Here is a 25,646-nt window from a genome sequence, read left to right as displayed (position 1 = left end):
GCGGGGCGCGCCCGGGTGATGAGGCCACCGCCGTCAGGGCCGGAACGCGTCGGCGTCACGTGCACCAGTGTGCGAACGTCCGTGGTCCGCGTCCGAGCGGTCGTTCCACGGCGTCGGTGAGGAAAGGTCACGGTGGACCTCACCGGCAGCGGTACAACTGACCCTGGTCGGGGTGCTAGGCTGCCGTTCGTTCGGTATTGGATCGATGTGGGAGGGAGGTGAGGTTTGATGACCGCGGTGAAGACCGCTGCCATGGGCAGCGCCCGGACCAACCTCACGTCCCGGGCCCCGGTCTGACCCACTTCTTCCCCCAGCCTTGAGCCATCGGGTTCGCCAGGCGGGGTGACGTCCGCGTCTCGTCGGGGCCCCTTCTCCGCAAGGGTCTCTCACGTTGCCATACACGTACACCGATCCATCCGGCCTGTTCAGGTACGGGTGGACCGGCGCACTCGACCGAACCTTCACCGAGCACTACGAAGCGGGCCTCGTGCCGGCGCGGATCTCCCGGGTCGATCGCGGCCTGTGCACGGCGATCACCACGTCGGGCCCGCTGCGGGCCTCGTTCGCCGCGCCGTACCCGCCCGACCCGCTCCTGACGCCCTGCACCGGCGACTGGGCCGCGCTGCGCCCGGGCGCCGAACCGCACCTGGCGGCGCTGCTGCCGCGGCACAGCGCGATCGTGCGTTCGTCGGCGTCCAGGTCCTCCCACGGACAGGTGCTCGCCGCCAACGTCGACACGGTCGTCATCGCCCTGTCCCTGGCCACGCCCCTGGACGCGGCCAAACTGGAGCGGCTGCTCGCCCTGGCCTGGGAGAGCGGGGCGCAGCCGGTGATCGTCTTGACCAAGGCGGACCTGGCCGACGATCCCGAGGCCGTCCACGCCGAGGCCGAAGCGCTGGCACCCGGCGTGGACGTCCTGGTCACCAGCGTCGCCACCGGTCACAACATCGACGTGCTGGCCGCGCTGGTGCGCGGTACCACCGTGCTGCTCGGCCCCTCGGGCGCGGGCAAGTCCAGCCTCGGCAACACGCTGCTCGGCGAGGAGCGGCTGGCCACCGGCACGGTACGCGAGCAGGACGGCAAGGGCCGCCACACCACGGTCCGCCGCGAACTGGTTCCCCTGCCCGGCGGCGGGGTCCTCATCGACACGCCCGGCCTGCGCGGGATCAGCCTGCATGACGCCGCCGACGGCCTGGAGCAGGTCTTCGCCGAGATCGAACGCCTCGCTCGGGACTGCCGCTTCGGCGACTGCGCCCACGACACCGAACCGGGTTGCGCGGTTCAGGCCGCCATCGACGCGGGCGAGCTGGCCGGACGCCGTCTGGACAGCTACCGCAAGCTGCAACGGGAGAACGCCTGGGCGGCCGCACGTACCGATGCCCGGTTGCGCGACGAGCGCGTCAACCGGCAGAAGGCCATCACCAGTCACCTGCGCGCCACCTACAGGTTCCGGGACCAGCAGCCATGACCGGCCGCGTCCCACCGACCTCCTCGACCGCTCATCGGCCACCCGGAGGCCGCACCACCATGCCCGGAGGACCGTACGACCCGGTCGGCGACCCCACAGTGGCGGCGTTCTTCGCCCTGCACGACAACCTGGCACGTCAAGGCCCCGGCTCCGACGCGACCGCCCGCCACCTGCTGTCCCTGGCCGGGCCGCCGACGCCGCGCCCGCGCGTGCTGGACATCGGCTGCGGGCCGGGCCGCTCCTCGCTGGTGCCGGCCCAGGCCGGAGCCGAGGTCACCGCGGTCGACCTGCGTCAGCCGTACCTCGACTGGTTCGAGGAGTACCGCACGCCGCTGTCACAGCGCGCCCACGCGGCCGACCTGGCCGTACCCGGGATGCGCGGGGCGGTCGCGGCCACCCTGCAAGAGATCACCATGCGCCGCGAGCACGGCGCTGACTACCGGTACACCGGCTATGTCCTGCATCCGCAGAAGGACAAGGAGACGAACCCGACCATGACCTCTTCCTGGACCACCCGTCCCGAGAACGCCGGCGACGTCGCCGCCATCCGCGACATCAACCTCGCCGCCTTCCCCAGCCCGCACGAGGCCGACCTTGTCGAGGCGCTGCGAGCCGACCCGCAGGCGTGGCTGCCCGGCCTGTCCTGGCTGGCCGAGACCCCCGACGGCGATCTCGCTGGATACGCGTTGCTCACCCGCTGCCATGTCGGCGACTCACCCGCCCTCACCTTGGGCCCGTGCGCCGTCAAGCCCGACCATCAGCGGCAGGGCTCCGGGTCCGCCGCCATCCGCGCCGCTCTGCGAGCCGCCCGTGAGCAGGGCGAGAACCTGGTGCTCGTGCTCGGCCACGCCGAGTACTACCCCCGCTTCGGCTTCACCCCGGCCTCCGGGTACGGAATCCGCCCGCCCTTCGACGTCGAGGACAAGTACATGATGGCGCTCGCCTTCAACCCTGAACAGCCGGTCCCGAGCGGCGTCATCCGCTACCCGGCGGCGTTCGGCGTCTGACCTCCCGCTCCTCGAACGCAGCGAACGGCCCCCGGCACCGCTGGGGGCCGTTCGCCCGTCGCGAAGGTCGGCGGAGCGGCTTCGCGGCCGAGCATCCGTGGTGCGAGATGGGGCAGGTTCACGAGATCGCCAAGCATCATCCCAGGTCAAAGGGGGTAAGCCAATCGCAGCTTGGGGGTCAGGGCCGTACGCCGCTCCAACGAAACCGCGGCCATCGCCTACCGGGAGGGCGACCATGGGTGAGGCGTTCGCCGACATGCTGCCCTACACGCTGGGCCTGATCGTCTCACCGTTCCCGGTCGTGGCCGTCATCGCGTTGCTGATCAGCGCCAACGGGCGGGCCAAGGCCCTGCTGTTCGAGATCACCTGGCTGATCATGAGCTGGGTCGTGCTGCTGGCCCTCATCGCGCTGCTGGGCGCCACCGGTGCCACCGGCCACGAGTCGCCCGCCTGGGCCGGTTGGATCAGCCTGGTCATCGGCGTCCTCCTGCTCCTGACGGCCTTCTTCGGTGTTCGCAGGGCCGTACGCCGCAAGGAGGGCAGGGACCCGAAGGTGCCCGGCTGGATCGCCGCGATGGACACGATGACCAAACCCAGGATCGCCGGAGTGGCGGCCGTGCTCATCGTGGCCAACCCGGTCAACCTCGCCTCCCTGGCCGGCGGTGCCGTCGCCGCAGGCCGGGTGCCACTGCCCGCGGGGCGGCAGGTGATCCTCGCGGCCGCGTTCGTCGTCATCGGCAGCCTCGGCGTGCTCGCCCCCTACGCCACCGCGCTCAGCAAGGACGGCCCGCAGCGACTGCGGCGGATGCGCGGCTGGCTGATCCGGCACAACGGCGCCCTGTCCCTGCTGCTGATCCTGGTGTTCGGCATGCTGTTCGTCGCCAGGGGCCTGCGCGGCCTGCTGGCCTGAGGCGTACCCGCGAGTCAGTGAGTCCGTGGGGTCCGTGGAGTCCGTGGGGTCCGTGGAGTCCGTGGGGTCGCGGTGAACCAGGTGCGGTCGTCGGTGAGCCACCGGCCCAGGGTCAGGTCCGCCTCGGCCAGGTCGCCGGCGAGTTCGGCTCCGTCGACGGGGTGGCGGCTGAAGGCGTGGGTCCAGGTTCGTTCGCCGACGTGGTAGTCGATGACGACGTCGACGCACGGCCCGTCCCGGTGGACCTCTCTGACCACGCGGCGGATGCCGTCGTGTTCGTGCGCGGTCGGCTGGGCCGTGTCGAACCAGTCCGGGGCGGTCCGCTGGAAGACGGCCGTGCCGTTCGGGGCGAGGTGTTCACGGCAGGTCCGCAGGAAGGCGCGGCGTTGCGCCGGGTCCGTGTTGATCATGGTGCTGGCGAGCAGGACGGCGTCGAAGACGCGCCCCAGACGCACCGTCTCGATCCGGTCCCGTACGGCGGGCAGCTCTCCCAGGCGTTCCAGCATCGCCGGGGACTCGTCGACCCCCATGACCGGGTGGCCGAGATCGGCCAGGGGCCGCAGGATCCGGCCGGTCCCGCAGCCGAGCTCCAGGATCGACGCCCCGGCGGGCAGAGCCGCGTGCACGATCTCGGCCTCCCCCATCGGCGGCAGGAGGTCGTAGAACTCAACGGCACAGCCGTCCGGGGTGATCTCCCCGGGACCGGACCCGTGGTAGGGGCTCAAGATCGTTCCCTTCTCGTCACTCGGAGCGGGCGGCCTGCGGTGAGGCGGTCGGATCATCGTCGGAGAGTTCCTGGACGGAGCGCATGTGACGCACCGGTGAGAACCACAGGATCACGGTGGGCACGAACAGTCCGACACCGGCGACGAGCACCGTCTCCCTGAGACCGATCCGGCCGCCCAGCGCCCCGCCCGCCAGCGAGCCGAGCGCCAGCGCGCCCCAGGAGATCATGCGCACGGTCGCGACGACCCGTCCGAGCAGGTGGTCGGGGGTGACGGCCTGCCGCAGACTGATGATCGTGACGTTGTAGATCGGGACCGCGAACAGTACGACGAAGTTCGCCGCCGCCGCGGTGACCAGCCCGATGCCGCCCCCGTGAACGGTCGCGAGGCCGAGCACCCCCACCCCGGGCAGCGCGGTGGACACCAGCAACGACCGCCCCGTGCCGAGGAAGCGTGTGACGGGTCCCAGGCAGAACGCGCCGCACAGCGCCCCCACGCTCCCCACCGAGATGATCAGGCTGACCCCACCGGCGCCGGTGCCGACGTCACGGATGAGGAACAGGAAGAACACGGCCGTCAGGGCGTCGAAGAAGAAGTTCCCCACGGCGCCGGCGATCATCGCCCAGCGCAGTACCGGATGGCGTAGCACCATGTCCAGGCCCTCGCGCAGCGAGGCCCGTATCGAGAGCGCCGTTCCGGACGGGGGCGGCGCCGGGCGTTCGTCCCTCTTGACGCCCAGCAGCGAAAGCGCGGACACGAGATAGCTGATCGCGTCGATGGCGACGACGACCGGCGGCCTCAGCACGCCGATCAGCAGGCCCGCGAGCCCGGGGCCCGCCACCTGGGCCAGCGATTCGGAGATCTGCAGCCTGCCGTTCGCCTCGACGAGGTGCCCACGCCCCACGAGGCCGGGAAGGAAGGCCTGGTAGGACACGTCGAAGACGACCGTCATCATGCCGATGACGAACGCCACCACGAACAGTTGCCCGATCGACAGGAAGCCGAGGCCGTACGAGACGGGGATCGAGCCCAGCAGCAGGGCCCTGACCGCGTCGGAGCCTATCAACAGCGGCCTGCGTCTCCCCCGGTCGACGAGCACGCCGATGAGCGGTGCGAACAGCAGGTACGGCAGGCGTTCGAGGAAGCCGAGGACACCGGCCTGCATCGGGGTCGCGTTCAGGACGACGACCGCGGTCAGCGGCAGCGCGACAAGGGTGATCTGCGTGCCGACCAGTGACAGTGACTGGCTCGACCACAGCAGCGCGAACGACCGGTTACGGACCACCGAGTCCGGTTTGAGACCGAGTTTCATCGTGCCGCTCCCCCATCCACTCGCTGCCCGCCTTCTCGCACGTCCCGGCACCGGATCACGGGCCGAGTTCCTCCAGCGCCTCGTCGAGCGCCGTCACGATCTGGGTCACGTCGTCCGCTGAGATCACCAGCGGGGGAATGATCATGATAGCCGGGCTTATCGCGAGTGCGGAGACGAGAACCCCCCGATCCTCCATCGCCAGCCGCAGATGGCTTGAGGCCGCCTCGTGAGCGGGCTCACCGTCCGGCCCGCGCATCTCGACGGCGTACATCAGGCCGGTGCCCCGGACCGCGTTCACATGCGGATGCCTTTCGGCCACCGCGGTGAGACCGGCGTACAGCTCCGCGCCCCGGTGCTTCACGTTCTCCAGTACTCCGTCGCCGGTCAGCGTGTCCACCACGGCGATGGAGGCGGCCAGCCCGAGGGGGTGACCGTCGTTCGTCGAGCCGATGAGGAACTTCTGGTCGTAGTCGAGACCCAGAATCCGTTCGTAGACCGCGTCCGACAGGACCACGGCCGACAGGGGCGCGTATCCGGCGCTCAGGCCCTTGCCGAGGGTGAGCATGTCCGGCTGGACACCGACCTGTCCGGTGCGGGTGAACTCGCCCGTGCGGCCCATCCCGGTCGTCACCTCGTCGACGATCAGATAGATCCCGTGCTCCCGGCAGAAGGCCGCGAGCGTGTGCAGGTACTCGTCGGTGAGCACGTGGCCGCCCTCACCCACCACCGGTTCGACGACGACCGCCGCCACGCGTTCCGGACCGTAGGAGGTGATGAGCCGTTCGAGGTCTCCGGCCTCGCCGGGCCGCCCCGCGGTGAACGGGCCGGGAGCGTGTTCGACGTCGGGCAGCAGGGGGCCGGACTGTTCGTGCACGTACGGCATGCCGGTGAGCGCGCCTCCGGCGGCCCCGAGGCCGTGGTAGCCGCTCCACAGGCCGAACACCGCCCTGCGGGCGGGCGCACCGTCGGCGCGGTGCAGGAAACGGGCCAGCAGCACCGCCGTCTCGACCGCCTGCGCGCCGTTGCTGCAGTATCGGATCTTGTTCATCGTGGGGGGAAGGTGCGGCACGAGGGCGTTGGCCGCCTCGACGGAGATCGCGCTGGGCCGTCCGTAGCCGATCAGGTTGGCGTAGGCAAGGGTGTCGATCTGCTTCTTGACGGCCTCGCCGACGGCCTGGTGGCCGTATCCCAGCGTGACGTTCCACAGCCCGGAGCGGGCATCGAGGAACCAGCGTCCGCCCCGGTCGCGTACCCGCACCCCCCGTCCCTCGACCAGCATGCTCTCCGGCCTGAGCGTCCGAAGGTAGGCGCCCATCGTGGGGCTGTTCCACAGCGGGTAGTCGGCAGGATCGATCAAGGCTTCACCTCTCCGATGTCCGATTCGGCCGGGGCCGTACCTCTGACGGCCTCGATCACGCTCATTCCCGGCGGACCGGTGACGACCTTCTCGAACCGCCATCCGCCGTGTTCCAGCAGCCGCCGATACTCCGTCAGCGTGCGTTCCCTGGCCCCCTCGTACAGGACCATCATGGCGACGTCGCTCCAGCTCTGCTGGGAGGCGGGGACGCCGTGTTCGGGAAGCAGGTCCTCGAACAGCAGGAGGCGGGCCTGCCTCGGCGCCCCGCTCGCGACGGCGCGGAGGATCCGGACCGCCGCGGCGTCGTCCCAGTCGTGCAACACCCGGGCGAGCAGATACAGATCGCCCGGCGGCGGCGGGACGAACAGATCGCCGGGATGGAGCGCGTATCGGCCGGACACCCCCTGACTCTCCAGGTACGGCCCGGCCAGAGCCAGGACCTGTGGCTGGTCGACGAGGACCGCCGTCGCCCCGGGCGCCTCCTGGAGCGCCCCGGCGGTCAGGACGCCGACGCCGCCCGCGACGTCGACGATCATCCCGCTCTCCGGCCAGTCGAGCAGCGGCAGGCACGGCAGCGACAGCAACCGCGCCTGCTCCACCATCGCCCTGCCGAAGGTCGTCTGCTCCTGCGGCCGCGGGGCGAGATACTCCCAGAAGCCCGTGCCGAGGACCCCGGGCGCCGCCGCGTGGCCCGTGGTGAGGGTCTCGGTCAGCGCGTGCGCGACGTCGGAGATCCCCAGCGTCGCGAACGTCGCCTGCAACGACATCGGGTGCGAGGCGCACAGCAGCCGTCCGCGTCCGGTGAGCGACACCTCATCCGGCACCGGGTCGAACGTGACGATCCCGTGGCCGGACAGCAGGCGCAGCACACGGCGCAGCGCGTCCTCGTCGGCACCGGCCTCGGCCGCCAGCCACGCGACCGGGCGGGCGCCGCCGGCGAGCAGATCGGGGACGCGGAGCCTGCTGATCGCGCACACGCAGTGCCACGCGACGCCGCTCTGGTAGATGTCGAAGAGCGCGCGGATGTCGGCGATCGGCTCGGTCGCCGTCTCCGCCGAAGGGGCGCCGTTCATCTGTCGCACGCTAGATCTCCTCGCCGTGCAGCTCCGGGACCATGGTGACCTCAAACCGTTCCAGGCCGTTGAGGAAGTTCGACCGCTGACGCACGGCCTCTCCCGCGGGCTCGACGGCGGCGACGCGCCGCAGCAGGACGCGCAGAAGACAGCGCAGTTCGATCCGCGCCAGCGCGGCGCCGACACAGTAGTGCGGCCCGCCGCCGAAGCTCATGTGCGGGTTGGGCCTGCGGTCGATCAGGAACCGCCCGGCCTCGGGGAACACCTCCTCGTCACGGTTGCACGAGGGGAACCAGACCACGACGCGGTCGCCCTCGCGGATACGGGCGGCTCCCAGTGTCGAGTCGGTCATCGCGGTGCGCATCGCGTGCATGGCCGGGGAGGTCCACCGGAGGATCTCCTCGACCGCGCTGTCGATCAGGCCCGGATCCTCCTTCAGCCGCCGCCACGCGCCGGGATGCTCGATGAACGCCAGGAGCGCGCCCGACATCGCGTGCGGGGTCGTTTCGAGGCCGCCGTTCATCAGGCCGTCGCAGTTGAGGATGACCTCCTCGTCGGACAGGGGGCGTCCGTTCACGGTCGCCTGGGCCAGCGAGGTCACCATGTCGTCGCCCGGGGCGTTCCTGCCCTCTTCGAGCCGATCGGCGAAGTAGGCGAAGACGCCGGCGTGCGCCGCCGTCCGCGCCGAGGCCGCGGCGGGGCCGGGGTCGGTGTCGTCGAAGGCGACGGCGATGAAACGGGCGAGTTCGTCACGGTCGTCCGGCGGGACGCCCATCATCTCGAACAGGAGCCATGTCGGGATCGCGACGGCGAGGTCGCGGACGGCGTCGAACGCCTCGCCGCGTTCGAGGAGCGTCCGCACGAGATCGTCGATCATCCGTTCGAGCCCCGGCTGCAGTGCCGCGACCGCCCGGCCGTTGAACCATGTGGAGTGGGCGGCGCGGAGCGCCCGGTGCTCCGTGCCGTCGGACACCACGAGCATCCGGCCGGAGGCGGCCTTCACCGCAGCCTCGTTCCCGCCGAGCCGCATGCCGAGCGCGGAGCCGAACCTGCCCGGGTGTTTGACCACCTGGCCGCCGAGCCGGTGCGTGGTGACCGACCAGAAGCCCCCCGCGCGTTCGGACTCGCACCAGGCGATCGGATGGGTACGGCGGGCCTCCCGCCACACGTCGAGGTGCCGGTCGCCGACGTAGAGGAGCGGGTCCGCGATGTCGAGCCCCGCTCCTCCCGCCGTCCATGTGGGACTGCGTCGGCTCATTGCCCGCGCTCTCCCCGTCCGGGCTTCGCCCGGTGCCCATCGATCGGTCCGCCGGTCAGGCCAACGCCCAAAAAACACGAGAATAAGCCCATAATCTACCCCGAATTCCTCTTTGGCCGCCATTCTTGTGACGTTGAAAACGCCGGAACCCGAAACGCTGGACGGCCCTGCCGAATGTCCGATGTCGCGCCGCTTCCGGCACGGAAAGACGATCCCTCGAAAGCCGGGATCCGGACTCCGTTTTCCCTTTCAGGACATGTCATTGGGCCTGCTCCGCGGAGGAAGGACGCGTAGAAGATTGCGGTTGAGGATGAGCGCGTGCTCCCTGCGGGGCAGCCCGGCGAGGACCCGGGGCCCTCGGACGACCTCCTCGACCAGGCGTCCGAGCCCGCCGGAGATGCGGTTGAGCGGCCAGTCGGTACCAAAGATGATCTTGTGGTTGAGGCCGAGGCGGAACAGGTGACGCAGATGGGCGGGCCAGCCGCCGGGCGTCGCCGCGCCCGCGAAACCCCCGATGTCCAGATAGACGTTCCTCTGGAAGGCCGCGAGATACGCCGCGACGTCCACATGCGTGACGCCACCGTGCCCGAGGACGAAGTTCACCCGGGGGAAGTCCCGCACCGCCTGGTCCACCCGCAGCGGATGCGCCGGCGCGAAGTCGAGACTCCCCGCGGTCGGGCCCGTGTGCACGAAGACCGGAAGCGACCGCGCCGCGCACACCTCGTAGTAGGGGTACAGCCCGGGGTCCGAGGGCGAGTAGCCGCACGGCGGATAGAGCTTGAGCCCGTCGAACCCGTAGGTGTCGACCAGCCTCTCGAAGAGCTCCACCCCCTCGGGGCCCCGGCGCGGGTCCGCCCCGATGTACACCCAGAAGCGGTCCGGGTGGCGGAGACGGATCTCGTGGTGACGCCGTGCCATCTCCTCGATCGTGAGTGGCGAGGCCATCCTGAGGGTGAAGTCCGGCACGAGGAGTACGGCGCGGTCCACCCCGGAGTCGTCCATCTCCCGCACCAGCTGGTCCGCGTGATGGTCCTGGTGCTGGGCGACGTAGGCGTCAACGAGCCGGCCACGCCGTGGGGCGGCGCCCTCGGCCTCCAGACGGCGGTGCACGTTCGCCACGACGTCCTCGATGAACCTCATTGGGATGAAGTCGGTCGACGCCACGTGACAGTGACCGTCGTAGACCGGCACGGGCGGCGCTCCGCCCGCCCCGGCGTTCACGCGGACCTCTCCGCGGCGGCCACCCCACCGTCGTCGCCCGCCAGCCGCCGGATGGTGCCGGCCATGATGAGCCTGCGATGCGACCGCCTGACTCCGGCGAAGACGGTCGTCCCCTCCCTGAACTCCCTGGTCAGCGAGTCGAGGGACACACTCATCCGGAAGGAGGGCCAGCACGTCCCGAACAGGATCTTGTGGTTGACGCCCAGGTGGAAGAGCCGGTTGAGGTGCGCCTGCCAGCCGTCGGAGCTGAGGACGCCGGGGAACTGGCTGATGTCCAGGAAGACGTTCGGCCGGTGCAGGCACAGGTACGTCGACTCCTCGACGTGCGTGACGCCGCCGTGCCCGAGGATGAAGTTCACCCCGGGGAAGTCTCGCGCCGCCTCGTCGATCATCAGCGGCTGGCCGTGGGTGAAGTCCAGCGGGCCCCAGCCGGGACCCGTGTGGCTGAGCACGGGGACGCCCCGGTGCGCGCACACCTCGTAGTACGGGTACAGCCGGCGGTCGCTCGGGGAGTAACCGGCGGGGGGATAGAGCTTGAGCCCGGCGAAACCGTACTCGTCGAGGCACCGTTCGAAGAGCGCGATCCCGTCGGGGCCCGACCGCGGATCGACCCCCCAGAACACCCTGAACCGGCCTGGATGGCGCTGCGACACCTTGTGGTGCAGTTCGGCGAGTTCCGGAGGTGACAGGATCCCGTCCGCGACGTGGGAGAAGTCGGGGGCGACGAGGAACGCCTGGTCGACGCCCGCGGCGTCCATCTCCGCGACGAGCCGATCCCCGTCGTGATCCTGGTACAGGGCGAGCAGCCGGTCGGTGACGCGTCCCAGCTTGACCGGCTGCCCGTGGGAGACCAGCCGGTGATGGACGTTGGCCGCCTGTTCTTCGAGGAACCGGCGCGGAACCGCCAGGTCCGTGGCGAGGTTGACGTGCGCGTCGACGACGGGCTCGTCCGTAGGCTGCCCCGTCATGTGGTCTGCGCCCCAGCCGGGCGGTCCGTCGGTTCCTCGAACCTCATACTCGTCTCCTCCGGCGTTCCCGCAAAGAGTCGGTGACGCCATGAGCCGGGATGGCGGGTTTCGGGACTTGTGCGAACCGTATTCCGTTTCGCGCGGAGGGTGAGGTGAATGCCGCACCACCGCATCCGGACAATTCCACATCAATGAAATTGATAGTTCGCGTCCGCAATATTTGCGATTAATCCGCATTTGACATTACAAGGTGGTCAGACTCAAAGTCAACGTTGTTATCACTTCTGTTTTCGCGTATCCGGCTGAACAGGTGATATGGCGGTGAACCGCGCCGGAGGGGGGCGCGGCGACCGGCCCGTCACGAAGCCGCCAGGCCGGCGTCACGGATCCTGGCCCCCAGGATCGGCCCCGTGACACGCGTCGCGTCGGCCTTCAGCACGTCCATGTGCCCGGCCTCGATCCGGTGTGTCTCGACCGGCCCCTTGAGCGTCTCCCGCCACGCCTCGGAGGCCAGGCCGTCGTGACCCGGCTCCGGTGAGGCGTCGAAGAACAGGACGGGGCCGTGGAAGCTCCGCGACCGGTGTTCGGCCATGGCCCGGACGTTCTCCTCGGTGATCGAGACAAGGTCCTCGATCACCTTCTCCTCCAGCGTCCCCAGGGAGCTCCCCGACTCCCGCAGCACCGTGGCGAGCTCTGCCGCCGGTGGACGGTACGGCCCGTTCCAGCCCGGTGCGGTGATCCCGCCGAAGGCGAGGTGCAGCACGTCCGCCACGCCGTCCCGCACGACGCCGTCTCCCGCGCCGCCGGGGAAGGAGTCGAAGAGCACGAGCAGGGCCACCTCCTCGCCCCGGCCTTCGAGCTCCACGGCGATCTGCTGCCCGACCACGCCGCCGAACGACCAGCCGACGATGACGCAGGGCCCGGCAGGGTGGATCTCCCGCATCTGCCGCAGCAACGCCTCCGCCAGGTCCGTGACGGACAGCGCCGAACGCCCGCCGAGAAGGCGGGGGTCCTGCAGGGCGTAGACCGGGTGGTCCGGCGGCAGATGGCTGATCAGTGCCGAGTAACACCAGCCCAGGCCGTTGATCGCGGGAACCAGGAAGATCGGCGCGCGCTCTCCCCGGGGACGGTAGGCCAGCACGGCGCCGAGGTCGTCGGGCGGGCCACCCCGGATGAGGTGCCGTTCCAGGAGCGCGACGGTCGGATGGTCGAAGATCGCACGCACCCCGAGCTCGACCCCCAGCACCTCCGCGATCCGGCTCACCAGGCGGACGGCCAGCATGGAGTGGCCTCCCAGTTCGAAGAACCCGTCGTCCGCCCCGACCGCGGGCAGCCCCAGGACCTCCGCGAATATCCCGCTCAGGACCTCCTCCCGGGCGGTGTGCGGGCGGGACGGGACGAGGTCGCCGGCGGGACCGGGCGCGGGCAGCGCCGTACGGTCGATCTTGCCGTTCGTGGTCAGCGGCAGGGCGTCGAGCACCACCAGGGCCGACGGCACCATGTACTCCGGCACCCGTCCGGCCAGCCGGGCCCGCACCTCGGCGAGGTCCAGGCCGTTCCCGCCCACGGGGACGACGTAACCGACCAGCCTCCGCTCGTCCTCCGCCCGCTCCCCCGCGCGGGCCAGCACGACGGCCTGGTCGATCCGGGGGTCGTCCGTCAGCGCGGCCTCGATCTCCCCCGGTTCGATACGGAAGCCACGGATCTTCACCTGGTGGTCGGTCCGCCCGAGGAACTCCAGCTGCCCGTCGGACGCCCATCGCGCCAGGTCTCCCGTGCGGTACATCCGGGTGCCCGCCGGTCCGAAGGGGTCGGCGACGAACCGCTCGGCCGTCAGGCCGGGACGGTTCAGATAGCCCCGGGCGACTCCGGCCCCGGCGATGTACAGCTCGCCGGGGGTTCCGGCGGGGACGGGCCGCAGGCGCGCGTCCAGCACGTAGATCTGGGTGTTGGCCATCGGCCGCCCGATCGGCGGGTCCCCGGGACGCCCGTCCGGGCCCGTGTCGACCGGCGCGAAGGCCGAATAGACGGTCGTCTCCGTGGGGCCGTAGGCGTTGACGACACGTGCCCCGCACACGGCCAGCTTCCGCGGCAACCGGTCTCCGCCGATCACGATGAGCAGGTCCCGGAGCGCTTCGGGATCCGCCGTACGCACCATCTCCCACAGTCCGGGCGTGCCCGACGCGAGGCTGATCGAGTGACGGCGGATCAGCACGCCCACCTGGTGAGGATCGCGTACGGCCTCCGCCGGGGCGACCACCACCGTCGCCCCGCTGAGCAACGGAAGGTACAGCTCCTGCCCGGCGACGTCGAAGGCGAGGTTGGTGGTCGCGAGCACCGTGTCCCCGGCCCCGAGGGGAAACCTCTCCCGCAGGTCGGAGAGGTAGTTCAGCAGTCCTCCCCTGGTGGCCGCGACGCCCTTGGGCCGCCCCGTGGAGCCGGAGGTGTAGACGAGGTAGGCGACGGTGTCGGAGGTCACCGGTGCCGGCAGGTCGGAACGGGTGAGGTTCTCCGCCGAGTGCCCGGCCATGCCGGCCACGGTGGCGTGGTCGTCGAGGACGACGCGCCGGACGGCTCCGGTCCCCTCCTGCGCGGTGTGGGTGTCGGTGAGGAGGATGAGCGGCCGGGTCTCATCCAGCATGAAGGCCACCCGGTCCGCCGGGGTGCCGGGGGCGATCGGCAGATAGGCGGCGCCGGTCTTGAGCACCGCGAGGAGGACCACCGGCGTCCACTCGGAACGGGCCAGCGCCAGCGCCACGTAGCGCTCGGGGCCCGCGCCCCGCTCCAGCAGGTACCGGGCCAGCCTGTTCGCCCGTTCGTTGAGCTCGGCGTAGCTCGTCGCGGCTCCTTCGCAGATGACCGCGGTGCGGCCGGGCGAGCGTTCCACCTGCCGTTCGATCAGCTCGACGACGTCGGCGCGCGGCAGCGCTCTGGCCGTGTCGTTCCACTGCCTGAGCAACCTGTGCCGCTCCGGCGGAGTGAGCAGCTCGATCTGGTCGATCGGCTGCCCGGGATCCGCCGCGACCGACTCCAGCAGGCGGGACAGCCGCGCCGACAGGGCGAGCGCGGTCGCCCTGTCGAACAGGTCGGCGCTGTACTCCAGCGTCCCGGTGAGTCCCAGCGGGGAGCCGTCCGCGCTGTGCCGTTCGCCCAGATAGAGGGTCAGGTCGAACTTCGCCGTGCCGCTCTCGGTCGGATGGGGAACGCTCTGGAGCCCCTCCAGGTGGAGGTTCGGCGCCTCACCCACGGCGGGCGAGAGGAACACCTGGAACAGCGGGTGCCGGGACAGCGACCGGGCAGGCTGCAGATGCTCGACCAGTTGCTCGAAGGGAAGGTCCCGGTGCTCGTACGCCGCCAGATCGGCGTCGCGCACCCGCCGCAGGAGCTCGTCGAAGGTCGGCCGCCCCGAGGTGTCGGTGCGCAGCACGAGGGTGTTCACGAAGAATCCGACCAGGTCCTCCAGGGCCTCCGCGTCGCGGCCCGCCGTCGCCACGCCGATGGGGATGTCCGTTCCACCGCCCGAACGGGTCAGCAGCACGGCCAGCGCCGCCTGTAGCACCATGAACACGGTCGCCCGATGGCGGTGCGCCAGCTCCAGCAGGTCCATGTGCGTCCAGGCGTCCGTCCGGAACGGGACCTCGCCGCCCCGGTAGGTCGCCTTGGCCGGTCGGGGGCGGTCGGCCGGGAGCGACAGCTCCTCCGGCAGCCCCGCCAGCGCGTCACGCCAGAAGGCCAGCCGGACGGAGATCCGGCTCTCCGGATCCCGCGGGTCCCCCAGCCTTTCCCGCTGCCACAGCGCGTAGTCGGCGTACTGGACCGGCAGCGGTTCCCACCCTGGTTCCCGCCCCGAGCGCCGGGCGGCGTAGGCCAGCGACAGGTCCGCGCTGAGCGGTGCCAGCGACCAGCCGTCACCCGCGATGTGGTGGACCACCATCACCAGGATCTGTTCCGCGGGGCCGGTGCGAATCACCTTCGATCGCACGGGGAGTTCGGCCGAGATGTCGAAGCGGTGGCCGAGGACTTCGGCGACCGCGGCGTCGATCTCGTCCGCCCCGCACTCGGTGAACTCCACCCTCACCCGTGCCTGATCCGCCGGGACGATCCGCTGGACGGGTTCGCCGTCCTGCTCGGCGAAGTGGGTGCGCAGGGATTCGTGCCGGGCCACCAGGTCGCGTACCGCCGCGAGGAACGCCTCGCGGTCCAGTTCGCCTCGTAGCCGCACGACCAGAGGCAGGTTGTAGGTGGCGCTCGGCCCGTCCATCCGGTGCAGGAACCACAGGCGGCGCTGGGAGTAGGAGAGAGGCAGGGCCGCCGGACGAGGGTGAACGGCCGCGGGTTCCTCCGCTCCGGGCCTCCCCGGCCTGGTTTCCGTCATGTCCGCCCCCTGTCAGTCGGTCGAATCGCGAAAGTCCGGCGAATTGCCGTTCCGGCCTCGAATGCGCGGCGCCGGAGACTCCGATGTCCGGGCCGATGCCGTCCCGGTAATTCTCAATGAAATGGTGTGCGGGCCCGGTGATTCTGTCGGCGATATTCCGGGTTCCGGTCCTGATTCGCTTGTACGGGCCGCGACGGAGCGAAGGCAGGTCATTGCCGAACGACATGGACTCACGGGTGAACGGCGAAGTATTCGCAGGTGAAGGCGGCATTCGCCCAATGGCCGCCGGTGGGGGAACCCCGTCGTTCTCTCTTCACGATCCACATTTCCACCCAGAAGAAAGGCAATGATTCATTCCGTGTCCGGGTGTGCGTTCCCGGGTGCGGGGGTCGCGATTTTTCTGCGAACCGGTCTTCCATTTCGGGATCGAGTTGTTATTATTTCTGCATATGCTCACCGGAAATCGCGATAATTCCACGAGAGTGACCCGAACGCCGTAGCGGAAATTCGAGCACCGACGAGAGGAACCTCCGATGTCCAAGGAAGCGACCCTCTACTCCCCCGTCATCAAGGATGAGCGGGGAATTGTCTCCGTAGTGTTCGCCAAGGACCACCCTGGATATGACGACCCGGAGTACCAGAGGCACCGGGCGGGGATCGCCGAGGCCGCCCTGCGGTACGTTCCCGGGCAGCCCGTGCCGGACGTCGTCTACACCGAGGAGGAGCACGCGACCTGGCGCCTGGTGAACGCCGAACTCGCCGAGAAACACCGGCGGCACGCCTGCCGGGAGTTCCTCGCGGGCAAGGAACGCCTGGCGCTCCCGGACGACCGGTTGCCGCAGCTCGGCGAGGCCTCCGCCGCGATCAACGAGGCGACCGGATTCCGCTTCAGCCCGGCCGCCGGCCTGGTGGAGGTCCGTGACTTCTACGGTTCGCTGGCCGACCGCCGCTTCCAGGCGACCCAGTACATCCGGCACTTCTCCATGCCGCGTTTCTCCCCGGAACCCGACATGATCCACGAGGTGGTCGGTCACGGCAGTCATCTGTCGGCCCAGCGGCTGGCCGACCTCTATGAGCTGTTCGGGAAGGCGGTTCGCCGGCTGCGCTCCAAGGAGGCCGTCGGCATGGTCTCCAGCGTCTTCTGGTTCGCCATGGAGTACGGCCTGGTCAGGGAGGACGGGGAGATCAAGGCGTGCGGAGCCAGTCTGCTCTCCTCCTGTGCCGAGCTGGAGCGCTTCCAGGAGGCCGACATCAGGCCGCTGGACGTGGCGTCCATGGCCGGTCAGGGCTATCTGGTCGAGCAGTACCAGCCCGTGCTCTTCTGCGCCGACTCCTTCGCGCACATGGAGGAGTTCCTGTCGACGTTCCTGATCACCGTGAGTGACGCGGACCCGCTCGCCACCACCTGAGAACGTCCCCGTCCCGCTCCCCGAGGATCCGGACGGTCGCGCCGTACGCGGGTGGGCACCGTCATCCCGTGCGCGCCCCGCTCCGCACCGGTGTGGAGCGGGGCGGTGGGGCACGGGATGGCGGCGAGCGTCGTGGACCGTCATCCGACGCAGTGCTTGATGAGGTCGCGGATGGTGACACCTCCGCTGGAGTTGAACGATCCGAAGTCGAAGGAGGTGTCGGTCTGGTCCTCCAGGTAGGCCACGAGCGCGACCAGGGCCATGGAGTCGAGCAGCCCGGCCCCTTGAAGGTTGGTGTCCGCCTCGACGACGAGATCCGTCTCCTCGTTCCACCTGGCCACCCAGCCGACGAGGTCGTTCTCCAGGGCGGTCATGTCAAAGCCCATGCGCGGTTCCCTTCCTCTGTTCCTTCGTGCAGGACTGTTTCCCGTGCGGAACCGTCACCGGCCGTGTTCCGCGGCCCGCTCCTGCCGCCTGGCCTGCGCGGCTTCGGCGAAGTACGCCGCCGCGAGCGGCCGGCTCAGCTTCAGGTTGGCGGTCATGTAGCGGGGGTCGTTCCGCAGGGGCCGGTCGGAGAAGACCAGCGACGTGATCCGTTGATGGGACTCAAGCGACTGGTTGGTCTTGTCGATCCGCTCACGGATCGACAAGACCAACGCGTCGTCCTTCGGGTTCGCCGGGGTGACGATAGCCCCGAGCCTGCCGGTTCTCGGAGTCGGGACCACGAGCAGTTCGACGACCCCCTCGACGCCGGCGAACAGGGACTCGATCTCGGCCGGGTGCACCTTGCGGCCGCTGTCGAGGACGATCACGTCCTTCTTGCGGCCCAGCAGGGTGAGGAAGCCGTCGTCGTCCAGCGTCCCGTAGTCGCCCGTCACGATCGTCCCGTCGGGACGGTAGGTCTCGTCGGCCGCGCCTGCCGTGTCGAAGTAGCCGGTGCTGAGCGGGGCGGGGCGGTGGACCAGCAACTCGCCGTCGGGCAGGAAGGTCACGGCCTCCGGGTCGATCAGCTTGCCCACGCTGCCCAGCCGGTGCTCCTCCTGCGTGTTCCAGGCGATCATTCCGGACTCGGTCATGCCGTAGGCCTCCAGCAGCCGCACCCCCTGAGCCCAGTAGGCCTCCAGGGTCTCCCGCCGGATGGGCGCCATTCCAGTGATCATGAAGCGGATTCCGCCGCCCAGGAAGTCACCGAGTGAGCCCCCGCCGGTCTTGTGGAAGAGCTGGAGCGCGGTGTCGTAGAAGACGGGCGGGGCGATCAGGAAGGTCGGCCGTTCGTCCCTGACCACACCGAATATCCGCTGGTAGGGCGCCAGCACCACGTCGGCCCCGATCCACAGGCAGCAGTAGACCGACAACCGCTGCTGGTAGTTGGACAGCGGCAGGAAGATCACATGCCGGTCATCCGCACCGACGCCGAAACACTCGATGAAACGGCTGATGACGTACTCGGTACCCTTCCGGCTGACGTTGAGCCCCTTGAGCAGGCCCGAGGTGCCCGAGGAGAAGACGAGGCTGTGCAGGTCGCCCGGCTCGCCCCGGGGGGCGTCGGCCGGTACGACGTCCACCCCGGGCACGCCGTCCGGCCTCACCAGGGCGGGGTGGCCGGACGTCACCTCGGCGTCCGTGACGAGCAGCGCCAGTCCGTGACGGGTGACGAACTCGCCGGGGTCACCGATCACGGTCTCGTCCGCGAACGCCTTGAGCACGGCGCCGGTCATCATGGCGGCGAGGTCCCAGAGCACCCAGTCGATGCCGTTGCCCGCGCGGATGCCCACCACGTGGCCCGGCCGTACCCCGGCGGCGGTCAGCCGATCGGCGTACAGCACCGCCAGGTCGTGGAGCCGCCGGTGTGTCACCTCACGCCGGCGGCCCGTGGAGTCGATCTCCACGACGACCGCCGAGGCGTTGTCACGGTAGCGGTCGGCGAGTTCGTGAAGCCTCATTCCTGCCCTCCTTCTCCAACGTCCGTTCCAGGCTCGCGACGAGGTCGGTGAGCCGCCGGGTGACGAAGAAACCGATCCGTCCGCCGATCATGGATTCGTAGCCGCCGCTGCCGGTGTCCCACTCGATCCGGATCTCCAGCTCGCATCCGTCGTCCTCGACCGGCTGCCGGACCCGCACCGACCGTTCGAGCGAGGCCCACAGCCAGCAGGGGTCGGCCCGCAGCGCGACACCGTCCTCCAGCCGCCGCGCGCGGTCGGCCCACACGACGTGGTCGTCACCCAGGGTCCCCCGGAACTCCACCTCCGCCGACGCCGCCGTCGCGTCGGCCTCCGGGTCCGCCGCGAACGGATCGAGCAGGTACGGCCTGCCGTGGAGCAGGTCCAGAACCTGCCGGGCGGGGTGGGAGCTTCGGACCCGCAGGGTCAGCGGCGACGTCACCGTCTGGGGCCGGTCCCGCCGCCCCCGGTGGGCCGCGGCCTCGGTCAGGACGGCCTCCAGCGTCTCCAGGCCGCGTTCGAGGTCGGCCTCCGAGATCACCATCGGTGGCTGGATCCGCAGCACCCTGGTGTTGTACAGCGAGTAGGTGGAGGTCACGCCCGCCGCCAGCAGCCCGCCGAGCACCAGCCCCGCGATCGAGTCGTCGTGGAACTCAAGGCCGTGCATCATGCCCATGCCACGATGGGCCGCGACCAGTTCGGGAAAGCGTTCCACGATCCGTGCGAGCCGGTCCCCGATCACCCGGGCCTTCTCCCCGACACCGGTGAGGAACTCCTCCTCCGTCGCGATGGCGATCGACTCCAGGCCGATCCGGCAGGACAACGGGTTGCCGCCCAGGCTGGAGCCGAAGGTCGAGGGAAGTGCCCGAAGCGTCTCCCACACCGCCTCGGTCCCCAGCACGGCGGAGATCGGGAGCATGCCCCCGCCGAACGCCTTGCCGATGCAGACGATGTCCGGGACCACGCCGAACCGCTGATGGGCGAAGAAGGCACCGCATCTGCCGAAGGCGGTCTGCATCTCGTCGAGGATCAACAGGGCGCCGTTCTCGTCGCACAGGCGGCGCGCCTCCCGCAGGTAGCCGGGAGGCGGCACGATCACCCCGGCCTCCGCCTGGACCGGTTCCAGCAGGACGGCGGCGGTTTCGCCGTCGACGGCCGCCGCCAGTTGCCCGACGTCGCCGAAGTCGACCAGTTCGAACCGCTCAAGGAACGGCCCGAACAGGACCTCGTGCTCGGGTCGCGCCGAGGCGCTCAGGGTGGCGAAGGTCTTGCCGTGGAAGCAGCCGCGGGCGCTGACGAACTTGGGACGCCCGGTCGTGGCACGGGCGAGCTTGAGGGCGTTGTCGATCGTCTCGCCGCCGCCGTTGGCCAGGTAGGCGAACGGCAGCCGGCCGTCGGTGAGTTCGGAGAGGCGTTCGGTCAGGCGGATCTGCACCTCCTCGAACATGATCTTGGTGCTGTTCAGGACGCCCAGGTCGAGCTGGTCCCGCAGCGCCGCGATGAGCCGCTCGTTGGAGTAGCCGAACGACTGGTTGCCGTACTGGTCGAACAGCGCGAGAAAGGAGCGCCCGTTCTCGTCCAGCACGCTGCTGCCGGAGCCCCGCCCCTGGACTCCGCAGCCCATCACGAACGCCATCTTCGAGTAGGTGGGATGGTTGTGCGCCGCCTTGGACTCAGCGAGCACCTGACGGTGTGTCCGCAACACGGCTCCCCTTGGCGTAGTCGTCGTAGTCGTGGAAGAAGTACTGCAGGAGCCTGTTGCCGCGCCCCGCCTCGGTCCTGGCCCGCGCGGCGGCGCCCGCCAGGTCGAGTACGGCGACAAGGCTGAGCGGGGCCTCCCTGAACCTGACGTCCCGGTACGGCTCGTGCAGCGCGACGAAGCCGATCTCGGTGTAGAAACTTCGCAACCCGCCTCCGGCCTCGGCGAAGAAGTCGCCGAGGACGTGGGTCGCGCCGTGTTTCGTGACGCTGTGCACCAGCCCCCGGCGCATCAGCGACATCCCGATCTCGCGATGGCGGACCTGGGGCAGGGTCATCAGGTGGCCGAACTCGACCAACCGGCCTGCGGCTCGCAGGCCCGTGACGTCCACGACGTCCTCACACGGCAGACCGGCCACCGAATCCGGCACGATCTTGACCGTCCCGACCGCCTCCGCCCCCTGGTAGGCGACGATGTAGTCCGCGTGGGCGTCGAACCGGTCGAAGGTGTCGGCGGTGTCGGCGGCGTCGGAGAGGCGTCCCTGGTCCTGGACGTACACGGCGTCACGCAGCCGGAGCACGGCGTCCCGGTCGGCCTGTGACTGTGCCACACGGAAGGTGACAGAGCTCATTTCTGCTCCATTCAACCGGTTCGTCCGGTCAGCGAGACTGTCCGATGATCAACTTCTTGAAGTAGTCGAAATAGCCCGTGTGGAAGTGGTGGAGCCGGTCACGGATCTCGACGTGCAGGTTCGGCAGCCGCGAGATCGGCAGGTTCGGCATCACGTGATGCTCGACGTGGAAGTTGTTGCCGTTGGTGAACCACGTCATCAGCCGGTTGGACCTGACACTCCGCGTGTTGGCGAACACGTCCACGTTGAGCGTCTCGCAGCCGTGGTGCTCGGGCAGCTCGATCAGGGCGTGCACCGGAGCAGCGACGGTCAGCAGCGGCACCAGCCAGGCCCAGAGCATGAACGGCGAGCCGGCCACCACCGAGACGACGGTCAGCGTGACGAGCACGGCCAGGATCAGGAGGTGGTCGTAGCGGATACGCCGTGAGACGGTGCGGGTCTCACCGTCGAAGTCCCTGCCGAACAGGGAACGCCCCAGGTTCACCAGGAACAACCGGTAGTGGTGGAACATGGTGAACCGCGCCGTCCAGTCCATCGCGCGCCGGAACCCGGACCCGCCCTCCGCGTCGCCGTACTGGTCTCCGTAGTCGAAGAACTCACGGTTCATCGCGGTGCCCAGATACCGATGGTGCCGCAGGTGGGCGACCCGGTAGGCGGTGAACGAGATGAGCATCGGCAGGCCGAGCAGGGTTCCCGCGATCGTGTTGGCCCGCTTGTTGCGGAAGGCCAGGTTGTGCAGGGTCTCGTGCTGAAGTTCGGCGGCGTGCGCGAACATGCAGCCGATCAGGACGACACCCGCGATCCTGGCCCACGGCGTGGGCTGCAGGGCGAGCACCAGACCGGCGGTGGTGAGGGCGCCGCACAGCAGGAGCTTGAGCGTGAAGATCGCCCCCCGGGTCTCGGTTCGCAGGTGCTTCAGCGAGGCCCGGAGTTCCGCGGCGCTTTCCGGTGCAACCGTCTCATCCGCCTGGGATTCCATCTCTCCCCCATCTCCCTCGGCCGTCAGGAGGTTTCGGTCTGTTTCCGCAACGCGTCGTCGACGAGTCCTGCCAGGCCGGCGGGCGTGGGCGCGTCGAAGAGCTCCCGCACGGTCAGCTCCACGCCGACCGTCTTGCGGATTCGGGCGAGCAGGCGGACGGCGGACAGGGAGTGCCCGCCGAGGTCGAAGAAACTGTCGTCGATCCCGGGCGGTTCGGCTCCGAGGATCGCGGCGAACAGCTCGACCATGAGCCTCTCGTGCGCGGAGACCGGAGGACGGCTCGCGACCGCCGTCACCTGCTGCGGGGGTGGCAGCGCCCTCCGGTCGAGTTTCCCGCTGGCCGTACGGGGCAGGCCGGCGATCCGCGTGATCACACTCGGGACCAGGTGGGCGGGCAGCCCGGCGGCCAGCCTGGCGCGCAGACGTTCGGGGTCCGGCTCCGCGCCGGGATCCGCCACGACGTATGCCACCAGCCTGCGGTCTCCCGGCTGGTCTCCCCACACCGTGGCGGCCGCGCCGGCGACCCCCGGGGAACGGGCCAGGGCCGCCTCGATCTCGCCGAGCTCGATCCGGAAACCCCGCACCTTGACCTGGTCGTCGTTGCGGCCGACGAACGTCAGCTCGCCGTCCGCCGTCCAGCGCACGAGGTCACCGGTGCGGTACAGCCGGGCGCCGGGATCGGCGAACGGGTCGTCTCCGAAGCGTTCGGCGGTCAGGACGTCCCGGCCGAGATAGCCGAGGGTCACCCCGGCGCCACCGACGTACAGTTCTCCGACCGCGCCCGCCGGGACGAGTTCCATGCGGTCGTCGAGCACGTAGACCCGCACGTTGCGCAACGGCCTGCCGATCGGCGGGGCGTCCGCCTGCGACGGCGACAGCCGGGTGCTCATCGCCGTCGACACCGTCGCCTCGGTCGGCCCGTATCCGTTGATCAGCGTGCAGACCGGGCTCCACCGTTCGATCACGGTCGGCGACCCGGCCTCGCCCACGATCGAAACCGTCGTGCCGCCCGGCCATTCCTGCGGCGACATGACCTCCAGGGCCGACGGCGGCAGCACCAGGTCGTTGATCCGCTTCTCGGTGACCAGCCGGGTGAGGTCCGGGCCCGGGGTCAGGCGCTCCGCGGCGGCCGAGACCAGGGTCCCGCCGTTCAGCAGGGACTGGGTCATCTCGCCGACGAAGGCGTCGAAGCTGGACGACGCGAACTGCAGGGTACGGGTCCCCGGTCCCGAACCCAGGCGGTCCACCATGGCCGCCACCAGGTTGACCACTCCCGAGTGCCTGACCACCACGCCCTTCGGCACACCCGTGGAACCGGAGGTGTAGATGACGTAGGCGGGCTGGTCCGGGGAGAAGACGGCACCGCGCTCCTCGTCGGTGAGGTTCCGTCCGGGCAGAGTCCGTACGGCCTCGGCGACCTCGGCGTGGTCCAGGAGCAGGCACCGTGCGTCCAGTTCCGCGGCGAGCCCCGCGGTGACGGAGTTCAGCACCACCAGCGCCGGTTTCGCGTCGCCCACCATGAAGGAGAGCCGGGCGGCGGGGTAGGCCGGGTCCAGCGGCAGGAAGGCGGCGCCGGTCTTCAGCACGCTCAGGGCGGTGATGTGGAGATCGGCCGAGCGCGGCAGCGCGAAGGCCACGATCTGGCCGGGCCCCGCCCCCAGGCTCAGCAGATGCCGTGCCAGCCGGTTGGCCCGCTCGTTCACCTCGGCGAAGCTCAGCACGGTGTCCTCGAACTCGATCGCCGGGGCCCGCGCGGTCCGCGCCGCCCATGCCTCGACCAGCTCGTGCACCGCGGTGGGCGGGATCTCGTGGACCGGCCCGGTCCCCCACTCGCGCAGCCGCGCCCGCTCCGCGGGGTCGACCAGCGGAACCTCGTGAACGGGCGTGCCCGGCTCCTCCCGCACCAGAGAGTCGAGGAAGAAGAGGAAACGCCGCAGGTGGGCCTCTGTCTCCTCCACGCTGTGGATCTCGGGGTGCGCGTCGACGATGAGCTCGAACGTGTCGTCCGCCGACGTCCGGTAGAAGGTCACCGACAGGTCGTCCGCGGCGGAGAGCGAGATGGTGCGCACGGTCGCGGTGGCGCCCGCGAAGTCGAGCGCGTAGTCGAAGTCCATGACGTTGACGACCTGTCCCCACAGCCTTCGTCCCGTTCCCAGCAGCCCCGTCTCCCTGGCGAGCTCCGCCGAGGGGTAACGGGAGTGCTTCAGCGTCTGCCGCAGTTCGAGCGACACCTGCCGGGCGAAGTCGGCCACGCTCGTCCCGGGGACCATCGGCACGCGCACCGGCAGGCCGTTGGTCGTCATGCCGGGTACCCGCCGCACCTGCGGGGTCATCCGCGCCATCGCCGGTATGCCGAGGACGACCTCGTCCGCGTTCGTCATCCTGCCCACGTAGGCGGCTGTGATCCCGGTGGCCAGGTCCGACCAGCTCACCCCGAAGCGGTCGGCCGCCGCCCGCAGGCCTGCGATCCTGGCCGGGCCGAGGTCGGCCCGGCGCCGGTGGGCGATCCGTACGGCGGAGGAGGACCGGCCTGCCAGCCGTACCGGATCGGGGCGGTCGGCGAACCTGGCGAGCCAGTAGGCGTGGTCTGTCTCGAAGCGCCTGGACTCCTCGTACTGCTTCTCGCTGCTGAGAAGTTCCTGGAAGGCGGGGAAGGCTCCGTCCTCGCTCGCGCGTCCCTCGGCCAGGGCGGTGTAGACCGCGGCGAGGCGGTTGTGGACGAGCGCGAGGCTCCAGCCGTCCACTACGGCGTGGTGGACCCGGCGGTAGAGGACGAAACGGTCCGCAGCGGTCCTCAGCAGGGCCGCGCCGCAGAGTCTGAGTGGGTCGATCGGCCGCCTCATGTCGGCCTGCATCCAGGCGTCCGCCTCCGCGACGGGGTCGGCCTCAGCGCTGAGGTCGAGGTAGACGAGTGGCGCGTTACCCGCGGGATCGACGTACTGCCGGTATCCGTCCTCGGTGCTCACCAGGCGCAGGCGAAGCGCCTCGGCCTCGTACTCGACCCGCTCGTTCGCCGCCCGCATGACGGCCGGGTCCACCGGCCCGTGGATTTCCAGGCAGTCGGTGATGCAGTTGGTCGGGTCCGTCAGGTCGGACGACTGAGCCATCCATGTACGCAGCTGCGCGGAGAGCAGCGGCCATTCTTCCACCCCGTGATCGAGCAAAATTCATCCTTCCGACACAGGCCATAGACATCGAAAATGCATTAGCTGTGCGTGCGGATCCCGCGCGGGCCGACTCGGCAGACCCAGCGAACTAAATGCCGGACAACTAGATCCGGCACCTTGACGAACTGATTAACTGTATGAATTCAG

At 70.0% G+C, this 25,646-nt stretch carries 18 protein-coding genes; 4 read left to right on the top strand and 14 right to left on the bottom strand.

The annotated features are described in order from the left end of the window. Positions 1-391 precede the first annotated feature (391 nt). The 3 genes from rsgA to ABT340_RS19825 all read left to right on the top strand — a co-directional run bounded on the left by rsgA (position 392) and on the right by ABT340_RS19825 (position 3,385). Positions 392-1,468 carry a ribosome small subunit-dependent GTPase A gene (gene rsgA / locus ABT340_RS19835; RefSeq protein ID WP_352012235.1) on the top strand — a complete coding sequence of 359 codons (1,077 nt, stop codon included), beginning with the start codon at positions 392-394 and terminating at the stop codon, positions 1,466-1,468. 494 nt (positions 1,469-1,962) lie between these two features. After that, positions 1,963-2,475 carry a GNAT family N-acetyltransferase gene (locus ABT340_RS42480; RefSeq protein WP_502992519.1) on the top strand — a complete coding sequence of 171 codons (513 nt, stop codon included), beginning with the start codon at positions 1,963-1,965 and terminating at the stop codon, positions 2,473-2,475. Between the two features lie 235 nt (positions 2,476-2,710). Further along, on the top strand, positions 2,711-3,385 hold the full coding sequence (locus ABT340_RS19825; protein ID WP_352012233.1) for a GAP family protein: 675 nt from the start codon (positions 2,711-2,713) through the stop codon (positions 3,383-3,385). A 14-nt stretch (positions 3,386-3,399) separates the two neighbouring features. On the opposite strand, the gene ABT340_RS19820 is transcribed toward ABT340_RS19825, so the two are convergent. From ABT340_RS19820 to ABT340_RS19785, 8 genes are all read right to left on the bottom strand, one after another. After that, positions 3,400-4,110: a class I SAM-dependent methyltransferase gene (locus tag ABT340_RS19820; RefSeq protein WP_352012232.1), complete on the bottom strand. Its 711-nt coding sequence runs from the start codon at positions 4,108-4,110 to the stop codon at positions 3,400-3,402. Positions 4,111-4,126: 16 nt separating this feature from the next. Continuing rightward, entirely contained in the window at positions 4,127-5,422 is a 1,296-nt protein-coding gene (locus tag ABT340_RS19815) for an MFS transporter (protein WP_352012231.1), read from the bottom strand. 55 nt (positions 5,423-5,477) lie between these two features. Then, positions 5,478-6,779 (bottom strand): aminotransferase family protein, encoded by a 1,302-nt coding sequence (locus tag ABT340_RS19810; protein WP_352012230.1) that lies wholly within the window; start codon positions 6,777-6,779, stop codon positions 5,478-5,480. Continuing rightward, on the bottom strand, positions 6,776-7,852 hold the full coding sequence (locus ABT340_RS19805; protein WP_352012424.1) for a methyltransferase: 1,077 nt from the start codon (positions 7,850-7,852) through the stop codon (positions 6,776-6,778). The genes ABT340_RS19810 and ABT340_RS19805 overlap by 4 nt, the downstream gene beginning before the upstream one ends. Before the next feature lie 10 nt (positions 7,853-7,862). Further along, positions 7,863-9,110, bottom strand: coding sequence for a cytochrome P450 (locus tag ABT340_RS19800; protein WP_352012229.1), 1,248 nt, complete (start codon positions 9,108-9,110; stop codon positions 7,863-7,865). A gap of 249 nt (positions 9,111-9,359) precedes the next feature. After that, positions 9,360-10,331 (bottom strand): amidohydrolase family protein, encoded by a 972-nt coding sequence (locus tag ABT340_RS19795; protein WP_352012228.1) that lies wholly within the window; start codon positions 10,329-10,331, stop codon positions 9,360-9,362. Continuing rightward, on the bottom strand, positions 10,328-11,299 hold the full coding sequence (locus tag ABT340_RS19790) for an amidohydrolase family protein (protein WP_352012227.1): 972 nt from the start codon (positions 11,297-11,299) through the stop codon (positions 10,328-10,330). Before ABT340_RS19790 ends, ABT340_RS19795 begins: the two co-directional genes overlap by 4 nt. Positions 11,300-11,657: 358 nt before the next feature. Beyond that, the gene (locus ABT340_RS19785; RefSeq protein WP_352012226.1) at positions 11,658-15,674 is read right to left on the bottom strand and encodes a non-ribosomal peptide synthetase; all 4,017 of its coding nucleotides are present in this window, start codon (positions 15,672-15,674) and stop codon (positions 11,658-11,660) included. Between the two features lie 533 nt (positions 15,675-16,207). On the opposite strand from ABT340_RS19785, the gene ABT340_RS19780 reads away from it, so the two are divergent. After that, positions 16,208-17,083, top strand: coding sequence for a phenylalanine 4-monooxygenase (locus ABT340_RS19780; RefSeq protein ID WP_352012225.1), 876 nt, complete (start codon positions 16,208-16,210; stop codon positions 17,081-17,083). Positions 17,084-17,223: 140 nt separating this feature from the next. On the opposite strand, the gene ABT340_RS19775 is transcribed toward ABT340_RS19780, so the two are convergent. Genes ABT340_RS19775 through ABT340_RS19750 form a run of 6 tightly spaced genes read right to left on the bottom strand, consistent with a single transcriptional unit; the run spans position 17,224 to position 25,481 of the window. Further along, on the bottom strand, positions 17,224-17,469 hold the full coding sequence (locus ABT340_RS19775; protein WP_352012224.1) for a phosphopantetheine-binding protein: 246 nt from the start codon (positions 17,467-17,469) through the stop codon (positions 17,224-17,226). A 54-nt stretch (positions 17,470-17,523) separates the two neighbouring features. Continuing rightward, on the bottom strand, positions 17,524-19,026 hold the full coding sequence (locus ABT340_RS19770) for an AMP-binding protein (RefSeq protein WP_352012223.1): 1,503 nt from the start codon (positions 19,024-19,026) through the stop codon (positions 17,524-17,526). Beyond that, positions 18,992-20,725 carry an aspartate aminotransferase family protein gene (locus tag ABT340_RS19765; protein WP_352012222.1) on the bottom strand — a complete coding sequence of 578 codons (1,734 nt, stop codon included), beginning with the start codon at positions 20,723-20,725 and terminating at the stop codon, positions 18,992-18,994. The genes ABT340_RS19770 and ABT340_RS19765 overlap by 35 nt, the downstream gene beginning before the upstream one ends. Next, positions 20,697-21,353: an N-acyl amino acid synthase FeeM domain-containing protein gene (locus tag ABT340_RS19760; RefSeq protein WP_352012221.1), complete on the bottom strand. Its 657-nt coding sequence runs from the start codon at positions 21,351-21,353 to the stop codon at positions 20,697-20,699. Before ABT340_RS19760 ends, ABT340_RS19765 begins: the two co-directional genes overlap by 29 nt. 28 nt (positions 21,354-21,381) lie before the next feature. Continuing rightward, positions 21,382-22,332 (bottom strand): fatty acid desaturase family protein, encoded by a 951-nt coding sequence (locus ABT340_RS19755; protein WP_352012220.1) that lies wholly within the window; start codon positions 22,330-22,332, stop codon positions 21,382-21,384. A gap of 23 nt (positions 22,333-22,355) precedes the next feature. Continuing rightward, complete coding sequence (locus tag ABT340_RS19750) at positions 22,356-25,481, bottom strand: non-ribosomal peptide synthetase (protein ID WP_352012219.1); 3,126 nt, start codon at positions 25,479-25,481, stop codon at positions 22,356-22,358. Positions 25,482-25,646 lie beyond the last annotated feature (165 nt).

This window comes from Streptosporangium sp. NPDC000239 (genome assembly GCF_040300765.1).
Taxonomy (GTDB): Bacteria; Actinomycetota; Actinomycetes; order Streptosporangiales; family Streptosporangiaceae; genus Streptosporangium.
This window is presented reverse-complemented; position numbering and strand designations above follow the sequence as displayed.